Source organism: Terriglobales bacterium (assembly GCA_035651995.1).
In the GTDB taxonomy this organism is placed as follows: Bacteria; Acidobacteriota; Terriglobia; order Terriglobales; family Acidobacteriaceae; genus DASRER01.
Map to the genome: position 1 here is coordinate 79,484 of DASRER010000039.1, position 20,577 is coordinate 100,060.

Annotated in this window: 19 protein-coding genes and 1 tRNA gene; 6 read left to right on the plus strand and 14 right to left on the minus strand. The window is 63.7% G+C overall.

All coding sequences use genetic code 11. From position 1 onward, the window contains the following. Nucleotides 1–6 precede the first annotated feature (6 nt). The 7 genes from VFA60_13555 to VFA60_13585 form a co-directional block, all read right to left on the minus strand. The gene (locus tag VFA60_13555; protein HZQ92816.1) at nucleotides 7–3,204 is read right to left on the minus strand and encodes a TonB-dependent receptor; all 3,198 of its coding nucleotides are present in this window, start codon (nucleotides 3,202–3,204) and stop codon (nucleotides 7–9) included. Between the two features lie 86 nt (nucleotides 3,205–3,290). Further along, nucleotides 3,291–4,505 (minus strand): hypothetical protein, encoded by a 1,215-nt coding sequence (locus VFA60_13560; protein HZQ92817.1) that lies wholly within the window; start codon nucleotides 4,503–4,505, stop codon nucleotides 3,291–3,293. Next, nucleotides 4,492–5,064 (minus strand): sigma-70 family RNA polymerase sigma factor, encoded by a 573-nt coding sequence (locus tag VFA60_13565; protein ID HZQ92818.1) that lies wholly within the window; start codon nucleotides 5,062–5,064, stop codon nucleotides 4,492–4,494. The genes VFA60_13560 and VFA60_13565 overlap by 14 nt, the downstream gene beginning before the upstream one ends. 112 nt (nucleotides 5,065–5,176) lie before the next feature. Beyond that, nucleotides 5,177–5,946, minus strand: a protein-coding gene (locus VFA60_13570; GenBank protein ID HZQ92819.1) for an IS5 family transposase whose coding sequence is annotated in 2 segments (ribosomal slippage) — nucleotides 5,177–5,619 and nucleotides 5,619–5,946 — 771 coding nt in all. Because the reading frame shifts where the segments join, the coding sequence is not laid out codon by codon here. A gap of 70 nt (nucleotides 5,947–6,016) precedes the next feature. Continuing rightward, nucleotides 6,017–6,736 carry a haloacid dehalogenase-like hydrolase gene (locus tag VFA60_13575; GenBank protein HZQ92820.1) on the minus strand — a complete coding sequence of 240 codons (720 nt, stop codon included), beginning with the start codon at nucleotides 6,734–6,736 and terminating at the stop codon, nucleotides 6,017–6,019. After that, complete coding sequence (locus tag VFA60_13580) at nucleotides 6,737–7,345, minus strand: nucleotidyltransferase family protein (GenBank protein HZQ92821.1); 609 nt, start codon at nucleotides 7,343–7,345, stop codon at nucleotides 6,737–6,739. Nucleotides 7,346–7,447: 102 nt separating this feature from the next. Further along, nucleotides 7,448–8,284 carry an XdhC/CoxI family protein gene (locus tag VFA60_13585; GenBank protein HZQ92822.1) on the minus strand — a complete coding sequence of 279 codons (837 nt, stop codon included), beginning with the start codon at nucleotides 8,282–8,284 and terminating at the stop codon, nucleotides 7,448–7,450. A 57-nt stretch (nucleotides 8,285–8,341) separates the two neighbouring features. On the opposite strand from VFA60_13585, the gene VFA60_13590 reads away from it, so the two are divergent. Both VFA60_13590 and VFA60_13595 read left to right on the plus strand, forming a co-directional pair. Continuing rightward, the gene (locus tag VFA60_13590) at nucleotides 8,342–9,364 is read left to right on the plus strand and encodes a zinc-binding dehydrogenase (GenBank protein HZQ92823.1); all 1,023 of its coding nucleotides are present in this window, start codon (nucleotides 8,342–8,344) and stop codon (nucleotides 9,362–9,364) included. 166 nt (nucleotides 9,365–9,530) lie between these two features. Further along, nucleotides 9,531–10,049 (plus strand): YetF domain-containing protein, encoded by a 519-nt coding sequence (locus VFA60_13595; GenBank protein HZQ92824.1) that lies wholly within the window; start codon nucleotides 9,531–9,533, stop codon nucleotides 10,047–10,049. A 107-nt stretch (nucleotides 10,050–10,156) separates the two neighbouring features. Here VFA60_13595 and VFA60_13600 read toward each other — a convergent pair whose 3' ends face one another. Continuing rightward, entirely contained in the window at nucleotides 10,157–10,585 is a 429-nt protein-coding gene (locus VFA60_13600; GenBank protein ID HZQ92825.1) for a helix-hairpin-helix domain-containing protein, read from the minus strand. A gap of 191 nt (nucleotides 10,586–10,776) precedes the next feature. Further along, nucleotides 10,777–11,634 carry a 2OG-Fe(II) oxygenase gene (locus VFA60_13605; protein HZQ92826.1) on the minus strand — a complete coding sequence of 286 codons (858 nt, stop codon included), beginning with the start codon at nucleotides 11,632–11,634 and terminating at the stop codon, nucleotides 10,777–10,779. Nucleotides 11,635–11,858: 224 nt separating this feature from the next. Between VFA60_13605 and VFA60_13610 the strand changes: the two genes are divergently transcribed. Then, entirely contained in the window at nucleotides 11,859–12,059 is a 201-nt protein-coding gene (locus tag VFA60_13610; protein HZQ92827.1) for a cold-shock protein, read from the plus strand. A gap of 189 nt (nucleotides 12,060–12,248) precedes the next feature. On the opposite strand, the gene VFA60_13615 is transcribed toward VFA60_13610, so the two are convergent. Beyond that, nucleotides 12,249–12,324 (minus strand) — tRNA-Phe (locus VFA60_13615). 759 nt (nucleotides 12,325–13,083) lie between these two features. On the opposite strand from VFA60_13615, the gene VFA60_13620 reads away from it, so the two are divergent. Beyond that, complete coding sequence (locus VFA60_13620) at nucleotides 13,084–15,654, plus strand: HEAT repeat domain-containing protein (protein HZQ92828.1); 2,571 nt, start codon at nucleotides 13,084–13,086, stop codon at nucleotides 15,652–15,654. A 49-nt stretch (nucleotides 15,655–15,703) separates the two neighbouring features. On the opposite strand, the gene VFA60_13625 is transcribed toward VFA60_13620, so the two are convergent. The 3 genes from VFA60_13625 to VFA60_13635 form a co-directional block, all read right to left on the minus strand. Next, nucleotides 15,704–16,537 carry a high-affinity nickel-transport family protein gene (locus tag VFA60_13625; GenBank protein ID HZQ92829.1) on the minus strand — a complete coding sequence of 278 codons (834 nt, stop codon included), beginning with the start codon at nucleotides 16,535–16,537 and terminating at the stop codon, nucleotides 15,704–15,706. A 152-nt stretch (nucleotides 16,538–16,689) separates the two neighbouring features. Further along, nucleotides 16,690–17,070: a Rid family detoxifying hydrolase gene (locus tag VFA60_13630; GenBank protein HZQ92830.1), complete on the minus strand. Its 381-nt coding sequence runs from the start codon at nucleotides 17,068–17,070 to the stop codon at nucleotides 16,690–16,692. After that, nucleotides 17,067–18,035, minus strand: coding sequence for a threonine/serine dehydratase (locus VFA60_13635; protein HZQ92831.1), 969 nt, complete (start codon nucleotides 18,033–18,035; stop codon nucleotides 17,067–17,069). The genes VFA60_13630 and VFA60_13635 overlap by 4 nt, the downstream gene beginning before the upstream one ends. A 133-nt stretch (nucleotides 18,036–18,168) precedes the next feature. Here VFA60_13635 and VFA60_13640 point away from each other — a divergent pair, with 133 nt between their 5' ends. Beyond that, on the plus strand, nucleotides 18,169–18,471 hold the full coding sequence (locus VFA60_13640) for a helix-turn-helix domain-containing protein (protein ID HZQ92832.1): 303 nt from the start codon (nucleotides 18,169–18,171) through the stop codon (nucleotides 18,469–18,471). Here the strand turns inward: VFA60_13640 and VFA60_13645 are convergent, their stop codons facing one another. Beyond that, a complete protein-coding gene (locus tag VFA60_13645; GenBank protein ID HZQ92833.1) occupies nucleotides 18,472–19,206 on the minus strand; it encodes a hypothetical protein in 735 nt (244 codons plus the stop codon). It lies immediately after the preceding gene. A gap of 68 nt (nucleotides 19,207–19,274) precedes the next feature. Here VFA60_13645 and VFA60_13650 point away from each other — a divergent pair, with 68 nt between their 5' ends. Continuing rightward, the gene (locus VFA60_13650) at nucleotides 19,275–20,534 is read left to right on the plus strand and encodes a glycosyl hydrolase family 18 protein (GenBank protein HZQ92834.1); all 1,260 of its coding nucleotides are present in this window, start codon (nucleotides 19,275–19,277) and stop codon (nucleotides 20,532–20,534) included. Nucleotides 20,535–20,577: the final 43 nt, after the last annotated feature.

Sequence of the window (20,577 nt, forward strand, 5' to 3'; positions counted from 1 at the left end):
GCATCCTCAGAAGGAGAGCTTCAGTGACATTTGGATCGAACGCGGTCCACCGATGCCATAGAGGGGAGCAAAGCCGCCCGTCTGGCCGCCTGTTCCCAGGCTGCGGTTCAACATGGTCGGTGATTTTCCGAACGTGCCACTCGAGAATGCCAGCGTGCCGGCGGCATTGACGGAACCCAGGCTCCCCGCCGGATCAGCGAAATTGGGATGGTTGAAGATGTTGAAAAACTCTGCCCGGTACTGAAGGTTGACTCGCTCGCTGAGCTTAAGCTGGCGGCGCATTGAGAAATTCAGCTGGTTATTTGCGAAACCACGCAGCGCATTTCGCCCCAACGTCCCTTGCCGCAGCTGCGCGGGAACTGCAAACGGGCCGACCTGCGTTAGGGAGACAGGTGTATTCGTGATGCGCTGTCCGCCAGGGCAGCTCTGATTGCCATTACTGGCAGTGCACGCATCTCCGGTGATGTAGAACGGGACCCCGGGGACCAGGTCGGGTCGGAATGCGAAGCTGCCAAAGCCAAGATTTCGCGTATAGGTGACGTCCACCGGAGTCGCCGTTCGTGCCGTGAAGATCGCGTCGGTGGCCCAGTTGCCAAAGATGGCACGCACCACCGCTGGACCCTTCACGGGAATGTCGTATGTGAGTGCGCTGGAGAAACTGTGGCGCACGTCAAAGTCGGAGGGTCCGCGTTCGGCGTCAAAGTTGATCTTGCTTGCGGCCGGCACGGCCGTGGAATCGTTGGACCCGTTATCAATGGAATGGGACCAAGTGTAGGAGGCGAGCGCCTGCAATCCGTGCGCGAGACGACGTTGGTATTGGGCCTGCGCCGCTTCGTAGTCGGACGCGGCGGCGCTGCGATCAATCTGCACCAGAGGAAAATTAGCGTTCAGGTTGAAATAGCGCTCCTGCCGGATCAATCGCCGGCCGGCTGCTCCCACGTATGACAGGGTGAATTTGTCGTTTGCGCCGGCGCTGGTTTCCAGCGCAAGGTTCCATTGCCGCGTGTAGGGCAGTTTTGTGTGACGGTCGGCGAACAGGACGTTGCTAAAAGGACCTGTGGTCGAGAGCGGCGCGAAGGGGATAGCGGCAGGATTGAGCGGATAGGCAACACCCAGTGCCGTCGCGCTGTTTACGTTCGGCGAAAGAATGACGACGTTGGAGATGGTCCCGGCCGGCAGGTCATAAAAGATGCCGAAACCGCCGCGGATCACTGTGCTTCTTTTGTCCCACGGTCGATACGCCAGCCCAAGCCGGGGAGCCACGTCGCCCCACGTTGTCTCCCACATCGGCGTTCCCGCCGGCGCGAATCCGATCGTGGCAGGATCGTCGGTCTGATTCGCCGCGAAGATCGTCGTGTTGTTGCGGCCGTGCGGTGGGGGATCCACGTCCCATCGCAAGCCGTAGGTCGCGGTCAGCTTCTCCGAAATGCGCCAAGTGTCCTGACCGTAAGCGGAGAAGTTTGTGTAGGCGTAGTCCACGGGCGACTTGCGCGTGGCAGTGAAAACCTGACTAACCCGGCTCGCCAGAATATCGGCCTGCGACGTGAAGAGCAGCTGTAAGTCGCCCGATCGCGAATAGGCGCTGGGGAAAAGATAGCGATGGTCTACACCGAACCGAACCTGATGATTGCTTTTGCCGAGCGAAAAGTTGTCCACGAAGTTCAGCTGCCCTTGCGTACCTTCGCCGTTTCGACCCAGGTTCAGCGATGTGGTTGCCGTGTTGAGAATGAACAGACTAAAAAATGTGTCCGGGGGCACACTCGAAGGCAGGATCGAATTCGTGAGCGGAACTGCGCCGCCCAGGTCATTCATCGTGAGGAACGTGCCTCCATTCTGCCGGCTCCAGTTAGCGCGGAACTCGTTGGTCATCGTCGGCGTGATCAGCCAGTTGGCGCCGGCGGTCAGTGTGCGCGTGCCGAACCTTGTAGGCCTGGGATTGTTCGGCTGTGTACCTCCGAGATTTGCGGTAAAGGTGGAGGGTGCGTAGTCATACCGCGCGAAGAGCGTCACCTTGCTCATCTGGTGATCAAGCCGCAGGCTGGTTGCGTTAAAATTCGTCGGGTCGGAGTACGTGGCGGTGAACAGCGCCAGGCCATTGCCGAGATCGGTGGAGTTTGGAATTGGAAACGCCGCAAGCAGCGGCCTCATCGCCAACGGCAAAAGCGGATTATTGCGGAGCGCATTCGACGGTACCGTTGAGGTGACGGTCGCCGGCTGGCGAAGACGCAATCCCTCGTACGAGAAGAAGAAGAATGTCTTGTTCTTGACAATGGGCCCGCCGAACACGCCACCGAAATCATTCTGCCGCTGCTTGGCTTTGGGCAGCGGTTTCGGAGTTGCGTGGTTCGCGAACCAGTCATTCGCATCGAGGACATCATTGCGCAGGTAGTCGAAAGCGGTGCCGTGAAAACTGTTGGTGCCGGACCGAGTCGCCAGCGAGATTTGCCCGCCCGGGCTGCGCCCGAATTCCGGGGCGTAAGTTGACGTCTGGATCCGGAATTCCTGGAGCGCATCGACTGACACAAGGTTGCTAAAACCACCGGCGGTGTTGGTTGCTGGCAGCTCCCCGGCGCCTGCCTGGCCGGTCCCGCCGCCGGCGTTGATGCTGAAATTGGCGCTGACGCCATCCACCGTGTAGTAGTTGGCGTTGGCGCGCTGTCCATTGATGCTGAACTGCCCCTGCTCTCCAAAGGTGGCCTTGGTCATCACCACGCCAGGCGAAAGCAAGATCAGCGATTGAAAGCTTCGTCCGTTTAGCGGAATGTTCTCAACGAACTGCCGATCCACCACCGTGCTGACGGTCGCATCCTGTGTGTTCACTTGCGCGCCGTCGGCGACAACGTTGATCGTCTCCGACCGGGACCCGACGTGCAATTCGAAGTTGCGGCTGAACGAGTCCTGCACGTTCAATACAACGCGCGAGAGCGTGATTGATTGAAAGCCATCTCTCGCGACTATCAGACGGTAAGTGCCGGGCTTCAGGCCGTTGATCACATACAGGCCTACATCGTTTGTCTTCGCCGAGATGCTGACGTTCGTATCAACGTTCGTCGCCGTGACGTCAGCGCCAACGATCGCAGCGCCTGTACTGTCGGTAACCTTGCCTGATACTGTCGCGCTGTCGGTCTGCGCGGACGCACCCGACGCAAAGACCACCATCAACGCTAGCAACACCACGGCGTGCACGCGCAGGCGCAGGCGCATGTTCTCCTCCCATGAGCACCCGATCTTTGAATAGGTATGCTTGGTGGGAAAGCCGTTTGTACCACTTGGCGGCGATTGTTTTTGCCCTAGGGGTGATTGGGCTCAGTACCTAGATACGCGTAAACGAGTTTGCGGCCCGACGGCTGATCAGCCTGAGGCCCCGCCTCGACGGTAACAAACACAGAATCGATCCCGGCCAGGAGTTTCGGGTCCTTGACGCGCAACACCCAGCGCTGCTGAGCGTGATCGTCGAGGCGAAAGACCCCCAGGTTGCGAGGCTTCGCGCTGCTCCCTTCACGATGTCCCCAAGCCTGAAAGAGGACCTTTTTGCCGCGCTCGGCCGCCGCAAGATCGAAGGCATAGAAGATTAGCGACGTGTTCTCAACGAAGAAAACGCGCCCCATGGCTTTGCGCGACCTGCCCCGTGAATCGACGTCGGCAACATCGATGATATGCAGGTTGCGCGCGCCCATCAGCTCGCGAACGTCTTTCGCAGCCGCACTTAACTGGCGCTCTTGCTCCAGCGCCGCGTCGCGCACCTTGATCTGCTCTCTCGCTTCGTTGAGCTGCATCTGCTGCTCGACGAGAGCAGCGACGGCCTGGCTTTTTTCGTTCCTCAGCTGATCGAGCTCGGCTTGATTACGGTTCGTGGCCTGCTGCAATTGCTGAAGATGCAAGTCGAGTTGCGCAATGGCGGCCTTGTCGATCTCAGCCTGATCGCGATACGAGTCGCGTTCCCTCGCCAAAGTTGCAATCATGGAATTCAGTAGCGCCGATTGCTGCTGAAGATCGTGAACTTTCTTATCGAGCACATCGACATCGTGACGTGTGTCGGGTCGCGGCTGAACAACACTGGCAGCCCCAGTCGCGGATTGCAACATGGCTTGCGGAGGAGTGACCGCGCCGTGCCTAGTCATTCCTTGTCGGAACCATATCGTGACGGCGAGCAGGAGACACGCAGCGCCAGCAAGGGCGAAACACCAAGCCGGGATTACGGTTCGACGCACCCTCTTGTCAACTGTCAGCTGGCGAACCTCGGCCGGGAAGACAATTCCCTCACGTTCGGCGCGCTTGAGGAATCGCTCGCGATAACTCCGGCTTTGAAGGTCGGCGATATTCTCCGCAAAATCGGCCTTCTCCACCGCTGGCAACTGCCTGAGGATTATTTGGAAATCGCTGATTGCGGAGCGACAGTTCGGACACAGATTCAGGTGTGAGTTGAAGTCCGCAAGTTCGTCCGCTGAGAGTTGGCCTGTAGTCGCCAACGCACACAGTTGTTCGTAATACTCATGCGCGGGCATTGGCGGCTCCTTTGTGAACCATCTGAGTAGTGACGCTGCCTTCGTGCCTCAGTACAGAGCGAATTTTCGCCAGTCCACGATAATAATGGTGGCGAACATTGGGCAAGCTCTCGCCGGTTCGATCGGCAATCTCTCTCATTGAGAGCCCTTCAAAATATGCGAGCTCTAGAACGCGCCGCTGCGCGGCCGTCAGGCTCGCCAGTCCTTTGGCAACCAATTCCCGCGTTTCCTGGCTGGCAACAAGCACATCGCCGGGCTGAAGCAGCGCATCCTTCGCTTCGTCCAGTTCTACGCTGTCGTAAAACTTGCGCGCCGCAAGCTGTTGCCGCCGCGTGATGCTGCGGTGGTACGCATACTGCAACATCCACACCCTAGTAGTGCCACGCTCGGGATCAAATTGTGCCGCCACCTGGAAGATTTCGAGGAAAACTGCCTGCATCACGTCTTCGGCTTCGCCGACATCGCGGACAAACTTCAGCGCGATGTTAAAAATCAGCCGATGATAGCGGTCGAACAGAACCGCCAGCGCAGAGGTGTGGCCAGCCTGGAGGTGCGCCATGACGTCCTCGTCGGTTAACGACGAAAGCGCACCATAATCAAGTCCGCATGGCTCTTGAAGAACTGAAGCCCTCATAACCCACCGATCCCGCCCCCAATGACGAGAAGCCATCTCATAAATGTCTCAGCAGGACCAGAACGCACGCGAGCTGAACCATGCCGAGGAAGTTGGCCGCGTGGTACTCCCAGCGGGTGACCACGCGGCGATAGTTATGCAACCAGGCGAACAAACGCTCGATGCGCCAGCGACGGCGATAGCGCCGAAGGGCGCGTCCGTCCTGGCTTGCGGGCCGGCTGCGTTGCAGAGTATGCGGTGCGATCAACTCGACGCCAAACTGCTGGCGCAAGCGTTGGTCGAGCGGGTCACTGTCGTACGCCGTGTCACCGACCAGCCGCGGCGGCGTGGCGCGGCAGAAGCGGGCGCGGAGTGTGGCTTCAACCAATCGGCTTTCATGTGGCGAAGCACTCGTAACCCAGAGGGCGAGAGGAAGACCATGGCGGTCCGCAATTGCCATGATCTTGGTCCCTTTTCCGCGGCGCGTTGGACCAACACAATCGCCCCCTTTTTCGCGCTGCTGAAGGAGGCATCGATGAACGCCTCCTCCAGATCGAGGGCCCCGCGGAGGAGCAGGTCTTCGGCCAAGGCGCGCAGAATGCGCTCCAGACGGCCTTCCCGGACCCATTGCTGGAACCGGCGATGGCACGTTTGGTACGGCGGGTACTCGCGCGGCAGGTCCCGCCAGCGCGCCCCGGTACGCAGTATCCAGAGCACGCCGTCGAGCACCGCGCGGGCTTCGCGCCACGGCCGACCGCGTCCGTCGGCTCGTCGCTTCTCGCGCAGCAGTGGCCGGATCGCTTCCCACTGCGCATCGCTCAGGTGCATGCATCGGGTTTGCTCTAAATCGTTGCTGGATCAAAGTGTTAAGTCAGTTTCTCTATTTATGAGATAGGTTCTAACGACCAATGACAGGTTTGTAGATCCGCCAGCCTTTTTCCAGCGCGAGCTTTTCCAGGTCGGGATTGGGATTCACCGCAAACGGACGCCGCGCCAGCTCCAGCATCTCCAGGTCGTGGATGGAGTTGCCGAAGGCCGCATCCGGCGGCGCGTCCAGGTGCTTGCGCAGCGCCACCGCTTTGCCCGGTCCGCTGGGGACGCGGACGAGTTCGTCTGTCACGATGCCATGCTTCACCACGACCGCCGCAGCCAGCACGCGTTCACAAGGAATGCCGAGGCGCCGCGCGGCTTCCTCGACCACCCACTGGTTGGTGGATGAGACCGCCCAAATCTGGCTCTGCTGGGCACGCAGCCGGGCGACGAGGATCGCCATCTCCGGAAAGGTAAGGGCTGCGATGCGCTCCTCGACGAAGGCAATGGCCGCCGCACGAACCGCATGTTCGCGCAGTCCGGCGTGAATTGCCACCATCTCGCCGCACATCTGCTCCTCGGCAACCTCGCCGCGCCGGTATTGCTCGTAGCGGTCGCGAGCCCACGCCGCCGTGGGCCCCGGAATCAGACCGCGGTCGAGTTCCCAATAAAAGAAACCTTCGCCCGAGTCCAGGTCCCAGAGCGTGCCGTCGCAGTCGAAGGCGGCCACCCGCGGCTTGAGCGCGAGCACTTCCTCGAGGAACGCCTGTTGAATGGGATTCAGCGCGGGAGCGGCGGGCATTGGCATTCAGGACTTCAGTTGCGCGTACTCTTCCGGCGTGTTCACGTTGGCAACCACGTTCGCATCATCCACCGGCAGATATAGAATGTGGGCCTGGTTTGCGTGTTCCACGTCGCGCGCGGTGGAGGTAACTGGCGCGCGCAGCATGGCGCCGATCAGATCGCGCCCCATCACCACCGGGTGTCCGTGCCTGCCGGCGAACTCCGGCACTACCGCCCAACCGTCGCCCGACGCGTCCATGTACGCGCTGCGCAGTTTCGCAACCGTCGCATGCGAGGCCGGAGGACGGTCCACCAGCGTCACCAGGGCGGTGTCGCGCCCGCGATTGAGCACTTCCTGCAATCCGATCTGGAGCGAGCTGAGCTGCCCGCGCTCCGGCTCTGGGTTCGGCGCCAGGTAAGCGCCGCGCGAGTAGACAACGGGCTCGAGCGACGGCGCGTTGGCGCCGGCCACGACGATCAGCAGCTCGGTGTGCGGCGCGAGCATCTCCATCGCCGCGGAGAGAAACGTCCCGGCGCCGCCCGGCGGCCAGGGCAGCAGAGCCTTGTCGCGCCCCATGCGCGACGACGCTCCCGCCGCCAGAATCACGCCGCAAAAACTCGCCGCCCGCGCCATCCTCGTTTTGTATCACACGACGCCGGGGACGAAGCGTTGTCCTTCGTGCCCCAGTGTGTGTGTCCTTGATGTGAAGCTCTCGCTTCTGGTCGACGCGCCGGGCTAGCTCTCCACCGAGCTCTCATCCGGCTCTGTGGCGTAGCGCTTGCTGGGGACGCCGGGCGCGGCGCCGCGGCGGTGCGCGATCATCTCGGCGACGATCGCGACCGCAATCTCTTCCGGAGTGATGGCGCCGATCTCCAGACCTACTGGCGCATGGACGCGGGCGAACTTCTCGCGCGCCATGCCTTCCTTTTCCAGCTCGCGGTAGACGGAGATCACCTTGCGCTTCGAGCCGATCATGCCCAGGTAGCGCACCGGGCGCGGCAGGTCCACGGCCCAGCGCAGCACGCGCATGTCGTCGCGATGCCCACGGGTGACGATCACCATGTAGTCGGACTCGGTGGGCGCCAGTTGCTCCATCACGCGCTCGAAGTCGTCGGCGTAGACATCGCGCGCCTCCGGAAAGCGATCACGGTTGGCGTAGCTCTCGCGGTCGTCAATCACGGTGACGTCGAAGCCCGCCAGCCGCGCCACCTTGTACAGGCTGAAGGCCACGTGCCCCGCGCCGAAAATATAAAGATGGCTCACCGGCAGCACCGGCTCGACGAACACTTCGAGCGTGCCGCCGCAGACCAGGCCGGTGTCGTACTTCGGGTTCTGGTTCAGGTCGAACCTGAGGGTGCGTGCCTTCTCGGTCTCGATCACCTCGCGCGCCGCCTGCCAGACCTCGGCCTCCACGCAACCGCCGCCGATCGTGCCCTCGATGGAGCCGTCGTCGCGCACCAGCATCTTCGCCGTGGAAAACGACGGGATCGAGCCGCGCACGTTGACGATGGTGGCCAGCGCCGCCCGCCGCCCTTCGCGCCGCAACCGCACGATTTCTTCGAAAATATCCACGCCGCCCATTATTCTAGCAATTCGGCAATTCCGCGGTTCGGCAATTCGGCAATCCCTATGAAAGCTGTCCGCTTCCACCAATACGGCGGGCCAGAAGTTCTGCGATACGAAGACGCTCCCGATCCCGTGCTCCGCAAAGACCACGTCCTGGTGAGGGTGAAGGCCTGCGCCATGAACCACCTCGACCTGTGGGTGCGGAAGGGGACAACGCGCTCGGCGCTGCCGCACATCAACGGCAGCGACATTTCTGGCGACGTCGCCGCTGTGGGCGAGTACGTTGCCAGCGTAAAACCAGGCGAGCGCGTGCTGCTGGCGCCCATGGTGTTCTGCAACCACTGCGCCGAGTGCAGCGCGGGGCGGCAGAACTTCTGCCGCAAGTTCAACGTGCTGGGCAACGGCGTGGACGGCGGCAACTGCGAACTCATCGCCGTGCCGGAAGTGAACGTCATCAAAATTCCGCCCTCACTGACCTACGACGAAGCAGCCGCCGCTCCGCTCGTTTTCCTGACCGCGTGGCACATGCTGGTGGGCCGCGCAGGCATTCGTCCCGGACATTTTGTGCTCGTGCTCGCCGGCGGATCGGGCGTGGGCATGGCCGCCATCCAGATCGGCAAGCTGTTCAATGCGCGGGTGATCGCCACCGCCGGCAGCGAGAGCAAGATGGAGGCAGCGCGCGACATCGGCGCCGACTACACCATCGACCACTACCAGCAGAAGATCTCCGAAGAAGTCCGCAAGATTACCGCCGGCGCCGGCGCGGACATTGTCTTCGAGCACGTCGGCCAGGCCACCTGGGATGAGAGCCTCAAGTCGCTGCGCCCCGGCGGCACGCTGGTCACCTGCGGCGCCACCACCGGCTACGACGCGCGCGTTGACCTGCGCTTCCTGTTCGTGCGCCAGCTCTCGGTGCTCGGCTCCTACATGGGATCGATGGGCGAGCTGCACGAGGTGCTCAAGCACGTCTTCAGCGGAAAGCTGAAGCCGGTTGTCGACAAGACCTACCCACTGCGCGACACCCGCGCCGCGCACGAGCGGCTGGAGAAGGCGGAGCAGTTCGGGAAGATTGTGCTGAACCCATAAAGCTGAACAAGGCAAGACAAAAAAAGTAAACAGGCAAGGGTGCAGCCGATGCCGGCGGTCCCACTTTTTCCTTTTGCTTTGTGACTTCCTGCGTGCCTCCGCGGTTCAGTCCAGCGTTCCAAACCAGTTACTCTCGCGGCTGTCAGCTCCGCGCTAGCATCTCCGCATGGCCCCTTGGCCAGTCCTGGGCAACATCGCGCTGCGTACTTCGGCGATCTATCTGCTCATTTTGCTTGGCCTGCGCATCACGGGGAAGCGCGAGGTCGGCCAGATGACGCCGTTCGACCTCACGCTGCTGTTACTGCTCTCCAACGCCGTGCAGAACGCCATGACCGGCCCGGACACGTCGCTGGCCGGCGGCCTGGTGGCGGCGCTCACCCTGCTGCTGATGAATTACTTGTTTGCCGAGGTAGCCGGCGGCAACCGGCGCTTTCGGCGCTTCATCCAGGGACAGCCCACGCTGCTCATCCACAACGGCAAGGCCATTCCGGCGCACATGGCCCGCGAACACGTCAGCTACGACGAGCTGATGCGCGCGCTGCGCGAGCACGGCATCGCCTGCGTCGAGGACGTTTCCCTCGCCGTCCTGGAAGTAGACGGCTCCATCAGCATGCTCAAGTACGACGACATTCCCGCCAGCGTCGCGCCGCACCAGCGGCTGAAATTCCTGCAGAAGCACCAGTAGGGCAGATTTGACCGCCCCAAACGACATTGGCGCTGCCCGAGTGTGCGAGGAGGGCACAACAAAAAAAGGCGAGCGGGGGCTCGCCTTGAACTGTTGGTGAGGAAGCCTTACTTCTTCGGCGCCGTCTTCTTGTCGGAGCCGCCGCCCTTGGCGTCGCCGCCCGCCGCAGCCGCCTTCGGCTGGTGGGCGATGATCTGCTCCTTGATGCCTTCATACGTTGATTCGGAGATGATCTTCCTTTTCACCAGATCATTTTTCGCCCGATAGGGGCGCCCGGCGATGATCTTGTCGGCGGTGGCGTCACCGATCCCAGGCAGCTCTTTGAGCTGGTCGCGGGTGGCGGCGTTGATGTCGAGCTTCTCCACATGCTTCGACGAGGTTTTCTTCGCCGGCGCAGTGGTCGCCTTAGCGGGCGCGGAACTGCCGGCCGCCTTGCTCTTGCTGTCCTTGGTTTGCGCCAGCGCCACCGTGGCCGCCAGCGCCATGATTGCGACTGATACAAACACTCTTGCACTCAGCTTCTTGAGGCCGCTCATTTCTCCTCCTCTTGCGATCAGTTGTTAGGGGCCGGGCCCATGAAGGGCCGATCGAATCGAAAAACAACACAAGACCTCGAGGCCGGTAGCGCAGGCACTTGGCCCTTGGCCGCTAGCATTTGGCCCCTCAGCGCTGCCGGCGAAGGCCGATGCCAGGCGCCCAGTGCCGAGAGACAACGATTGCGCCTTCGTTACTTCCTCCGAGACAACTTACCCAGGACCTTGCCGGCAAAGTCGTCCGACAGGCCGAGCGCCGACTTCACGCGCGAATATGCGTCGACCGCTTTCTTGTCGAGCCATATGAGCGAGCGCCGCGCCGCGCCGTCGCCAGGCCGCGCGCGGTAGTCGGTGGACCGCGGCGCGTGGCTGCCCGCCGCCTCCGGCGTGTAGTAGTACAGCGCGATGCTCTTGCGCGTCACGCCTTCCGGGCAGCGCAACGGATCGGCGAAGCCGTGGTACGACGTTTCGTCGGTGTTGAAGATGAGCGCGTTGTTGGCCTCGGGAAGCATCTTGGCCGCGCAGCGCTTCATGTCGCGCTCCCACAGCTCGATGGCGCCGCCCCACTCCTCGCGCCAGCCTTGATTGAGATACACGATCAGGTTGACGCGCCGCCGCCAGTCGCGATGATGATGGTGCGCCGTGAAGTCGGCGTGCACGTTCAGGAAACCGCCGCGGCCCGACTGGTGCATCCCGCCGCCGTCGAGCATGGGATCGGAGATCAGGCCATCGATCCCGGTCAGCTTCTCCAGCCACCCGACGAAGGCCGGCGCGTTCAGCTCCTCCACGATATGGCGAATGCCCGCGGGGAAGGTGTCCAGACGCGTCAGTCCGACCTTGTTCTCGTTGTAGTGCTTGTAGGAGATCCACGCAGGATCGTCGAGCTTGGGAAACTCGGCCACGGCAATCGCCAAAGCTTCTTCCGTCAACAGTCCCTGCAACCGAATGTGAGGAAAGGGCCGCCCGGCGCGATATCTTTCGGCGAGATCGCCGACGCGCGCGTTCCACCGATCGAGCGAAACGACCTCGAAGGCGGAGGAGGCGATGGGCATGGCAGCCAGGAGAGCGCAATTATATGACGAGGGAAGCTGGCCCGGCCGGGCGCGTTGACGGCGCCCTCCGTTTGTGCCCGGCCTTGTGCAACCAGGGCCTTTCGTGTAATATGAAGCTGCGTGTAGGTCGAAGATTCTGCGCAGCAAAGCTTCTCAGCATTTCCTGCCAGCACCATCTCCGAATTCCACATCGCAATTTCAACGCAAAGGAACACTGCATCACCATGGAACAAGGAACAGTTAAGTGGTTCAACGACGCGAAGGGATACGGCTTCATCACCCGCCAGAACGGCGAAGATGTGTTCGTGCACTTCAGCGCCATTCAGGCCCAGGGCTTCCGCACTCTGCAGGAAGGCCAGGCCGTTCAATTCAACGTCGTGAAGGGACCCAAGGGCTGGCAGGCGGAGAACGTTCAGGTCCTGTAATCTGACCGACTCCATCTGACTTTGAAAAGGCGGCCGTGACCGGCCGCCTTTCGTTTTTCCTGACACCACCCGCCTCGACAGTAGACGTGGGCGCCACCCTGGCGTTGTGTCGATGTCTAAGCGGCCTTGCGAGGGGCCAAGCACCGGGCGTCATCTGAGCCCAGCCCTGAAAAAGGCGGCCATAAGAAGTGGTGGCCAGGGACGGAATCGAACCGCCGACGCCAGCCTTTTCAGGGCTGCGCTCTACCAGCTGAGCTACCTGGCCACGCTGGCACGCATGTTGGCGCGAGCAAGGCTCGCTTTCCAACACGGTGTTGACTTGGAGTTCGCGGCGCAATGCAGGCGATACCAGATCGGCCGCGCGCGGGAACAGGCGAATTATAGCAGCGGCCGCAGAATCAGGTCGAGCGCGGCCACGGCCGGGCCATGCCGCAAAGCCGCTTTTTTGTTTCATGCTGAACCCTCGCGGCTGAGCGCGCATTCCGAACTGACCAAGGCGTCGTAGGCCCACGGTAGGCAATTGTTCGGGGGTGCGGCGTAAGAACTTCTTCGGGCTGCCAACATTCCATGATGATGCGCATTTGGGCCGTTGCGGTCGCTTCGGCGGTTTGTTTGAAGCTGACTCGGAGCGCCGGAACACAAGGTAGGGCACATGCTGAACATGAAGAGAATTGCTGTTGTGGTCGTGACCGCATTTTCGGCCGCTCGGCTCGGATATCCAAAATCTGAAGCTTCCGGTGAAGCAGGCCACCATCGCCATGTCCGCTGATGCGCACCCTTGAAGAGCGGCGCTCGAGTGAAGCTTGGCGAAACCCCAATGAAGAACGTCCGCAGTCCCTGAAAAGGCCCTTCGGCGGCGGTTGAGCCGCTGTTTCAGCAACTTACGGACGGCGTCCCAATCCGGCACCTTGGCCTCATTACCCCTGGCCGAGGACCTCACGTGATATTGGACCTGACCCTCCGTCGTCCTACCATTTCCATAGAATTTCGCGGTATGGCTGCTTCGTCCCCATCCCCGTCACCGTTGTCTTCCGTCCAGGAATTGGGAAGCGCGCTGCTGCGCTCACTCAACGTCTTGATAAAGAGCGTGCGTCTTTACGGCGCCACCCATCAGCGCACGCAGGAGCAGCTGAAGCGAGCGGTCGAGCTGGCCAAGTCCGCCACTGCCGACGGCGAGCCGCTGCTTTTCGGACTCGCCGCCAACCGCAGCGTGCTGGTCAACGGCAAGTCATTGCCCGACGGCCCCGCCGAGGCGAGCTTTGCCCAGGCATTGCATGCGGGCAACATCTCCAGCATCGAGGTCCTGCCCGGCGCGACCTCTGACGATCTGTTGGCATTTACGGTCGCGCTCGCCGGCAAAGACCCGCGCGACATCCTGCGCTTCAACACTGAGACGGGCTCGCACCTCCGGGTGAACGAGGTCCATTACGTCGCGCGCCGCGCCGGTGAGGCCGCCGCCGCGCCTGCCTCACCTTCGTCGGCAACCGGCCCCGCGCCGACGCCAGTGAACAGCAGCGCCACCCTGGCGGTGCTCGCCAGCGAACTGATCGCGTCCGACCCGAGTCTTTCTGCGGCACCTGCCGCGACAGCAGCTTCCGCGGCTGCTCCGGCTGGCGACATGGAGCAGCTCGCCGGCATGTGGCTGCGCCACTTCGCGCAGCGGCTGGAAACATCGAGCGCGCCGGAGCAGGACGTTGATCTCGCCGCGCTTCTCGAAAAATTGGATAGCGCCGGCGTGAAGCGCCAGATTGAGGGAAAGGAACTGGTAGAGCTTGCCGAGCGCTGCGCCCTGCAGTTGGCATTGGAGCGCTACAACCGCGGCGAAGTGAAGAACGTCGCCGTGCCCGAGTTGCTGCACAAACTCTCGCGCGAGGTCGCGCACCTTCGCAAGCAGGTGGGCGCGGCCGAACCGGAATCCAGGTCCGGCCCGGACGCACTGCAGCGCGAGTTCTGGGCCTCGGTGCCGGCGCAGGGAAAGCTTGGCGTTCTTCTCTCCGACGATGCCTGGTGCATTCCGGCGCAGAACGTGGAGAGTTTCGCCCGCGAGTTGGCCGCCGCCGGTGATCACGCGACCGCCGCGCAAGTGGTGTTGCGCTATGTGGCGTGCACCTCATCAGCGGAGAAAGACGCGCGGCTGAAGGCGGCCGAAGGGCTCGCCGTCCTGATCAATGTGCTCTCCGAACTCGGCGCGCAGGCGATGGATGCCGCCGTCATCCAGGTGGCGCGGGCACTCTCGGTCGAAGCCGATTCGCTGGTGGAGACGGCGCTCACGGTTGGCTTGTCGCGGCTCACGCTGCAATCGCTCAAGGACCGGCACTTTGCCGCCGTCCACCACGCCATCGCGGCGCTGAACCACCTGGAAAAACATCGCGCCACCACGGCGCGCGAGCTGCGCGCGCGGTTGCGCATCGAGGACCGCCTGCCCGAGCTGGTGCGCGAAACCGCTGCCGGCTCGGCCGACCCGGGCGACGTGGCCGCGCTGCTGAAGCGCCTTCCCGTGCCGGCGACGCGGGCCATCGTGGAGCAGTTCACGCGTTCGTCGCGCCGCGATACCTGCGATCGCCTGCTCGACCTGGCTGAGCGGCTGGGCGAGCCGCTCCTCGAGCAGGCGGTTACCACCTTCCGCACCGGCACCGCCAACGACGCGGCGCGCGTGACCGGCATCCTGAGCCGCCTCGCACCCGAGATGATGCAGGAAGAACTGGCGCAGCGCTGCCGGAACTGGCCGCTGCTGCAGCAGGAGATCGCGGTGCGGCAGATTGCCGCCGCTGCCACGCGGCACACCGGCAAGCTGCTGCTCGCCATGCTCAGCGAAGTACAGCCCGCACTGCGGCCCACCATCATCGACGAGATCGGATGCTGCGGTGAGGAGCTCGCCATCCCCGCGCTGCTGGAGATTGCCGGCTCGCACGACGCCCGCGAGTTCGGGCGCGTGAAAGCCATCGAGGCGCTCGGACGCATGCGTGAAGCGCGCGCCATCTCACTGCTGCGCGACATCATCCTCGCGCGCAAAGCCTTCGGCTGGCGCAATGCGGAAGAGCTGCGCGTGACCGCCATGCACGCCCTGCGCCTGATCGATCCGCTCGCCGCCAATGATTCCGAACTCGAGGCCGCGTTCAAGACGGACCCGGTCGCGGGCTGGGCGCTCACCGAATCCGAAGGGCAGGGTTGGGCGCGCAAGCGCCGCTACCACCGGATCAGCATCGACAAGCCGCTCAACGCAACCGTGACCACCCAGCGCGGCAGCGCCGGCGTCACCGTGCAGAAGCTCAGCCTCGGCGGCGGTCTCGCGCTGCGTCATTCACACGCGCAACTGGCCGGCGAGGGCACCCTGGAATTCACCGCCGGCTTCCGCAAGCTGAAAGCCCGCATCCTGGTCCAGGAAGTCGGCGACCGGCGCATCGCCTTCGAGATCCTCGACATGGCGCTGGAAGACCGCCTGCGCCTGCGCAAGCTGCTCGCCGGTGAAGCCGCCGCCAGCGGACAGCGCGTTGCCTCGCGTCCGGCTGCGAAGGCCGCGTCAACCAAGGAGCCGCCAAAAGAAAAACAAACGGCCCTTCCTTCGTTTCCCGACGATCACGGCTATACGCTGTAGCGGGGACTCGTCCCATCCGGAGGAATCTGCTCTGGCGATGGATAAGGAACTACTTCGGCGACCAGTGCGGGACCGCGCGAAACAGTCCGTTGAGGAATCCCACTTCCCACGCAATGAAGAGTCCGAAGCCGAGGCTGATCAGGCCTGACGCGGTCGCCAGGTTGCGCGTGATCCACGCCGAGCGTCCCTGCGTGTAGTGGATGGCGCCGGCCAGCGCCACGGTGATCAGCGCCATGCCGGCGATCGTTCCTGCGCCGAACACCAGCAGGTAAAGCACGGCCCAGCGCGCGTCGCGGATGGTGGCCAGCACCAGCAACGCCACCGCCGCCGAGCCCGCCATCCCGTGCACCACGCCGACCACGAGCGGACGCACCGCCTGGTAAAAGCCGAGACGCCCGAACCAGCGGTCGAGCCGCCCCAACGGGTTCTGCTCCGGACGATGCGGATGGCGCTCCGGCCCATGCGAGTGCGCGTGCGTGTGCACGTAGTCGCCGTGAGCGTGCGCGTGCGAGTGGACGTGAACCGGGTGCGCGTGTCCGGCCGCGTCGCGCACCGCTGCGGGCGACGAAAATGTCTCGCTGATCCAGCGCATCACGCCGGTAAGGTTCAGCACGCCGAGCACGATGAGCATCAGGCCGACAGAAAACTCCATGCTCAGCCCGACGCGCGCCGGAATCACCAGCCCGAAAAGGATGATGGCCGCGCCCACCGCCACGATCGTGAGCGTGTGTCCCACGCCCCAGATCGCGCCGATCAGCGCCGCGCTGCGCAAACTGCGCTGCCGCGTGACGATGGTGCTCACCGCGATCACGTGATCGGCGTCGGTGGCGTGCCGCATTCCGAGAAAGAACCCGAGCGCGATGATGGAAAACAGACTCGCCATGATTCGACTGTCAGAATACCGAGCGCCGCCGGATCAGGGAAGTCGCGGCCGCAGGCGGTGCTTCGCGCGGCGGCTACGGTCCGGAACAGACAGCGGATTTCCGTCCCGGGGCGCCCTCTCCAAAACCGTCGTTTGGCTTGAGTGGGTTCCCACTACGCCAGCGCGATGACTTCGATCTCCACCAGCGCGTCCTTCGGCAGCCGCGACACCTCCACCGTTGTTCGCGCCGGCGGATCGGCGGGGAAGTGGCGCGCGTAGACGGCGTTCATCGCCGCGAAGTCGCTCATGTTCTTCAGAAATACGCCCACGCGCACGGCTTTGCTCAAGCTGCTGCCTGCCGCTTCGAGCACCTTGGAAATGTTGCGCAGCGTCGCTTCGGTTTGCGCGGCCACGTCGCCCCCGACCAGGTTGCCGGTCGCCACGTCGAGCGCCACCTGCCCGGAAAGGAAGACCAGACCGTTAGCGCGGATCGCCTGTGAAAACGGGCCGATCGGTTGCGGACTGTCCTTGGTGAAGATTACGTGCCTGCTCATCGCTTCGCCTCCGCCGCTTTCGCCGGCAATGCCGCTTCGAAATTCACCGCGCTGGTGTTTCCGCCGCTGACGATGACGGCCACGCGCTCGCCCGGCGCCGGCTGATATGCGCCGGCAAGCAAGGCCGCCGTTGCCGCCGCGCCGCCAGGCTCGGCCACCACGCGCGCAGCTTCCCACAGCGCCTGCTGGGCGCGGCGAATCGCGTCGTCGCTGACCAGCAGCACGCGCTCCACATGCTTGCGCGCGATGGCGAAGGTCAGCTCGCCCACGCGGCGCGGACCGAGCGAGTCAGCCGCGATGCTCTCGGCCGGCGCATCCACCGGACGCCCGGCGCGGAGCGCATTGGTCATCGTGGGCGCGCCTTCCGGCTCAACGCCGATCACGCGCTTGCTCCCGGCAAACCACGAAGCGATGCCGCCAATCAGCCCGCCGCCGCCGACCGCGACCAGCACCGTATCCACGTTCGGCGCTTGCGCCTCCAGCTCCAGGCCTACCGTGCCCTGGCCGAGCAGCGTCTCCGTCTGGTCGAATGCGTGGATCGCCATGGCGCCCGACTTGGCCTGCCACTCGCGGCTGGCCTCGAGTGCGTCGTCGTACAGATCGCCCGTCACCACCAGCTCGGCGCCGTAGGAGCGAATACGCTGGACTTTCGCGGGTGAAGAAATGGTGGGAACGAAGATGCGGGCCGAAACACCCAAGCGCCGCGCCGCGTACGCCACGGCCGCTCCGTGATTGCCGCCCGATGCCGCCACCACTCCCGCCTTGGGCACCGGGCGGGTCAGCAGGTTTGTGAACGCGCCACGCGTCTTGAACGCGCCCGCATGCTGGGAAAGCTCCAGCTTGAGCGTGAGAGCGAAGTCAGCCAGGCCGAAATCGCGTCCGTTCACCTCCAGCACCGGTGTGGTGCGCACGTAGGGCCGGATTGCCGCCTCTGTCGCCTTGATCGCTTCACGGGTCATCGCCATCACTTCTCGCTCCTCCGCTCAGGTGACCTGTAGATGTCCCGGCACGCGGCGCGACTCTAAAAATATTACGCTCGTGCAAATCTCGCTCCACAGTGGTTGACAACAACCATCGTTACCTGGCAAATTAGCATATATGCTAACCGCCAATGCTGCTAAGGCGCTCGCCAGCGACCGCCGATTGCAGATTCTGCGTTGGCTGAAGCGCCCGCGCGCCCATTTTCCGCCGCAGATCTACGGCGACCTGGTGAAGGACGGTGTTTGCGGCGTGCTCATTGCGCGTAAGCTGCGGGTTTCGCAGCCCACCGCCAGCGAGCACCTGCGCGTGCTGTCGCAGGCTGGCCTGCTGCGCACCCGCCGCCTCCGCAACTGGACGTTCTACCGCCGCGACGAGCGCCGCATCGCGCGGCTCAAGCGTGCCCTCCAGCGCGGCTGGTAGCTACCGGATCGCCGATGCCAGCGTGTCATGGTGCATGGCGATGAACTGCCGCAGATACGGCCCAATCCCCGCTAAACCGCTGAACCCTGCCGCCCGCGCCGCCGCGTCCTGCTGCTCGACCGGACGATCATCGGCTGAGGCGTACTGCGCCAGGCTGCGGAAGCAGCCGATGGTGAACACGTCCCACGCCGCTCCCTGGTCGCGAACGAAAATCAGGTTCTGTGGCTGCTCCAGTTTGGCGAGGAAAGCATTCTCCATCTCACGCTCACGCAGCAGTTCACCGCGCTTGCCGGACAGCGCCTGGAACATCTCCACATGGAACAGGCCGGCGCCCTCGCAGGCCTTGCGGACATCGGCGGGCGGCGGCCCGCTGACGAACACGTCTTCCTGCCAGGCGATCAGCGGCGGAATCTTCTCGCCGGTGCCCGACGTTCGCGCCGCCGCCGCGCGCCGCGCCACGCGCTCCGCCTTGTAGTACTCCGTGTAGCTGCCCATCGGCGTGAGCACCAGCAGGTCCCATTTGTCACCCTGGCGATGCCGCATCCACAGCGGCGCCTCTTCACCGGCAGCGACGTCCGCGGCGGCCTTGGCCTTGAGGACATCAATCAGTTCCACGATTTTTCCCGGCGCAGCCTGGATCAACGATGTCTTGTAGAGATATGCGCCCGTCCGGGCCGGCGGGGCAGCGGCACCGGGCGTCTGCATTAGGAGGAACAGCGCCAGCAGCGTAAGCATGGGCCGGGATTGTAAACCGTGGCAGGCGCGATCTGGTTTGTGTCCCTTCATCGCGTAAACTATCCCGCGTGCTGAGTCGAATCCTTGCCGTTATCGTGGCCGCTGCGCTATTGACCAGCGCAGCGTCAGCCGCCACAACGCCGAAGGCCAGGGCGGCGGTCATTTCCACGCCGCGAGGGGAAGGGAAAGTCGGCGTAAAGCCTCCGTTCACGGCCCTGATGTATCTCACCAACCGCCCGGACTCGATCGCCAGCTTCCGCGAGCACGCCTCGCAGATTTCCATCATCGCGCCGCAGACGTTCGTCATGGACGCCGAGGGCTTTATCTCCGGCGATGTGCCGGAAGAAGTCCTGCAGATCGCGGCCGCGAATCGAGTCGCGGTGCTGCCGCTGGTTGTCAACCGGCGTTTCGATCAGCCGCTCATGCACACTGTGCTTGACTCACCCGAGTCGCGCGCCCGCGCCATCCGATATCTCCTGTACTATGCGCTGCGCGACGGCTACATGGGTTTCCAGTTCGACTACGAGAACATCCACCACACCTACCGCGACCGCCTCAGCGCGTTCTTTCAGGAAGCCGCCGCCGCGTTTCATCAGCATGGCTTGATCTTGAGCGCGGCAGTGGTGGGACGCTATGCCGACGATCCCAGGTCGGAGTCGCCGGGCGGCTTCGAAAACTGGAGCGGCGTCTACGACTATGCCGTGCTGGGCAAGCACGCCGATTTTCTGACCATCATGGCCTACCCGCAGCACGCCCAGTTTTCCGGCCCCGGGCCGGTCGCGGGGCTCACCTGGGTGCGCAAGATCGCCGATTACGCCGGCGCGCAAATGCCGCCGCGCAAGATTTCGCTCGGCATCCCGCTGTACGGCGTTCAGTGGACGGCGCAGCCCAGCGCCGCCGGCGAGACCGCCACAAAGTGGAAAGTCAGGAGCACGCGCTACTCCGACGTGACCGCGCGCCTCGCCTCCACCGGCCCGGCGTGGGACGAAGCCGAGCAGGCGCCGCACCTGATGTTTGTGGAACAGGGCGGGCAGACCGAACTCTGGTACGAAGACGCGCGCAGCCTTGGCGCCAAACTCGACTTGGCGCAGACCGCCAAATTCGCCGGCGTCTCCGCCTGGTCGTTAGGCAGTGAAGACCCGGCCTTCTGGACGACGCTCGCCAGGTATCGAATCGCGCGCCTGCCGGTCCGCCCGATGAAGGGGACGCTCGACCAGCGGGCCCGCGCCGCGGCGCGGGCGCTCGCCCTCAAGCCGAAAGCCGTAAATATGGCCGCTTCCAGGCCCGGCGCCCCGCACAAGAGCAACTCGCCGGCGCCCGACTTCTAGGCCAGCCGGCTTCGCGAAAATCTTGCGCGGCCCTGCTAAAATA

Excerpts from the sequence above, each read along its gene's own strand:
- VFA60_13555 (HZQ92816.1), bottom strand. The coding sequence starts at position 3,204 with ATGCGCCTGCGCCTGCGCGTGCACGCCGTGGTGTTGCTAGCGTTGATG.
- VFA60_13560 (HZQ92817.1), bottom strand. The coding sequence starts at position 4,505 with ATGCCCGCGCATGAGTATTACGAACAACTGTGTGCGTTGGCGACTACA.
- VFA60_13565 (HZQ92818.1), bottom strand. The coding sequence starts at position 5,064 with ATGGCGCACCTCCAGGCTGGCCACACCTCTGCGCTGGCGGTTCTGTTC.
- VFA60_13575 (HZQ92820.1), bottom strand. The coding sequence starts at position 6,736 with ATGCCAATGCCCGCCGCTCCCGCGCTGAATCCCATTCAACAGGCGTTC.
- VFA60_13580 (HZQ92821.1), bottom strand. The coding sequence starts at position 7,345 with ATGGCGCGGGCGGCGAGTTTTTGCGGCGTGATTCTGGCGGCGGGAGCG.
- VFA60_13590 (HZQ92823.1), top strand. The coding sequence starts at position 8,342 with ATGAAAGCTGTCCGCTTCCACCAATACGGCGGGCCAGAAGTTCTGCGA.
- VFA60_13595 (HZQ92824.1), top strand. The coding sequence starts at position 9,531 with ATGGCCCCTTGGCCAGTCCTGGGCAACATCGCGCTGCGTACTTCGGCG.
- VFA60_13600 (HZQ92825.1), bottom strand. The coding sequence starts at position 10,585 with ATGAGCGGCCTCAAGAAGCTGAGTGCAAGAGTGTTTGTATCAGTCGCA.
- VFA60_13605 (HZQ92826.1), bottom strand. The coding sequence starts at position 11,634 with ATGCCCATCGCCTCCTCCGCCTTCGAGGTCGTTTCGCTCGATCGGTGG.
- VFA60_13610 (HZQ92827.1), top strand. The coding sequence starts at position 11,859 with ATGGAACAAGGAACAGTTAAGTGGTTCAACGACGCGAAGGGATACGGC.
- VFA60_13625 (HZQ92829.1), bottom strand. The coding sequence starts at position 16,537 with ATGGCGAGTCTGTTTTCCATCATCGCGCTCGGGTTCTTTCTCGGAATG.
- VFA60_13630 (HZQ92830.1), bottom strand. The coding sequence starts at position 17,070 with ATGAGCAGGCACGTAATCTTCACCAAGGACAGTCCGCAACCGATCGGC.
- VFA60_13635 (HZQ92831.1), bottom strand. The coding sequence starts at position 18,035 with ATGGCGATGACCCGTGAAGCGATCAAGGCGACAGAGGCGGCAATCCGG.
- VFA60_13640 (HZQ92832.1), top strand. The coding sequence starts at position 18,169 with ATGCTAACCGCCAATGCTGCTAAGGCGCTCGCCAGCGACCGCCGATTG.
- VFA60_13645 (HZQ92833.1), bottom strand. The coding sequence starts at position 19,206 with ATGCTTACGCTGCTGGCGCTGTTCCTCCTAATGCAGACGCCCGGTGCC.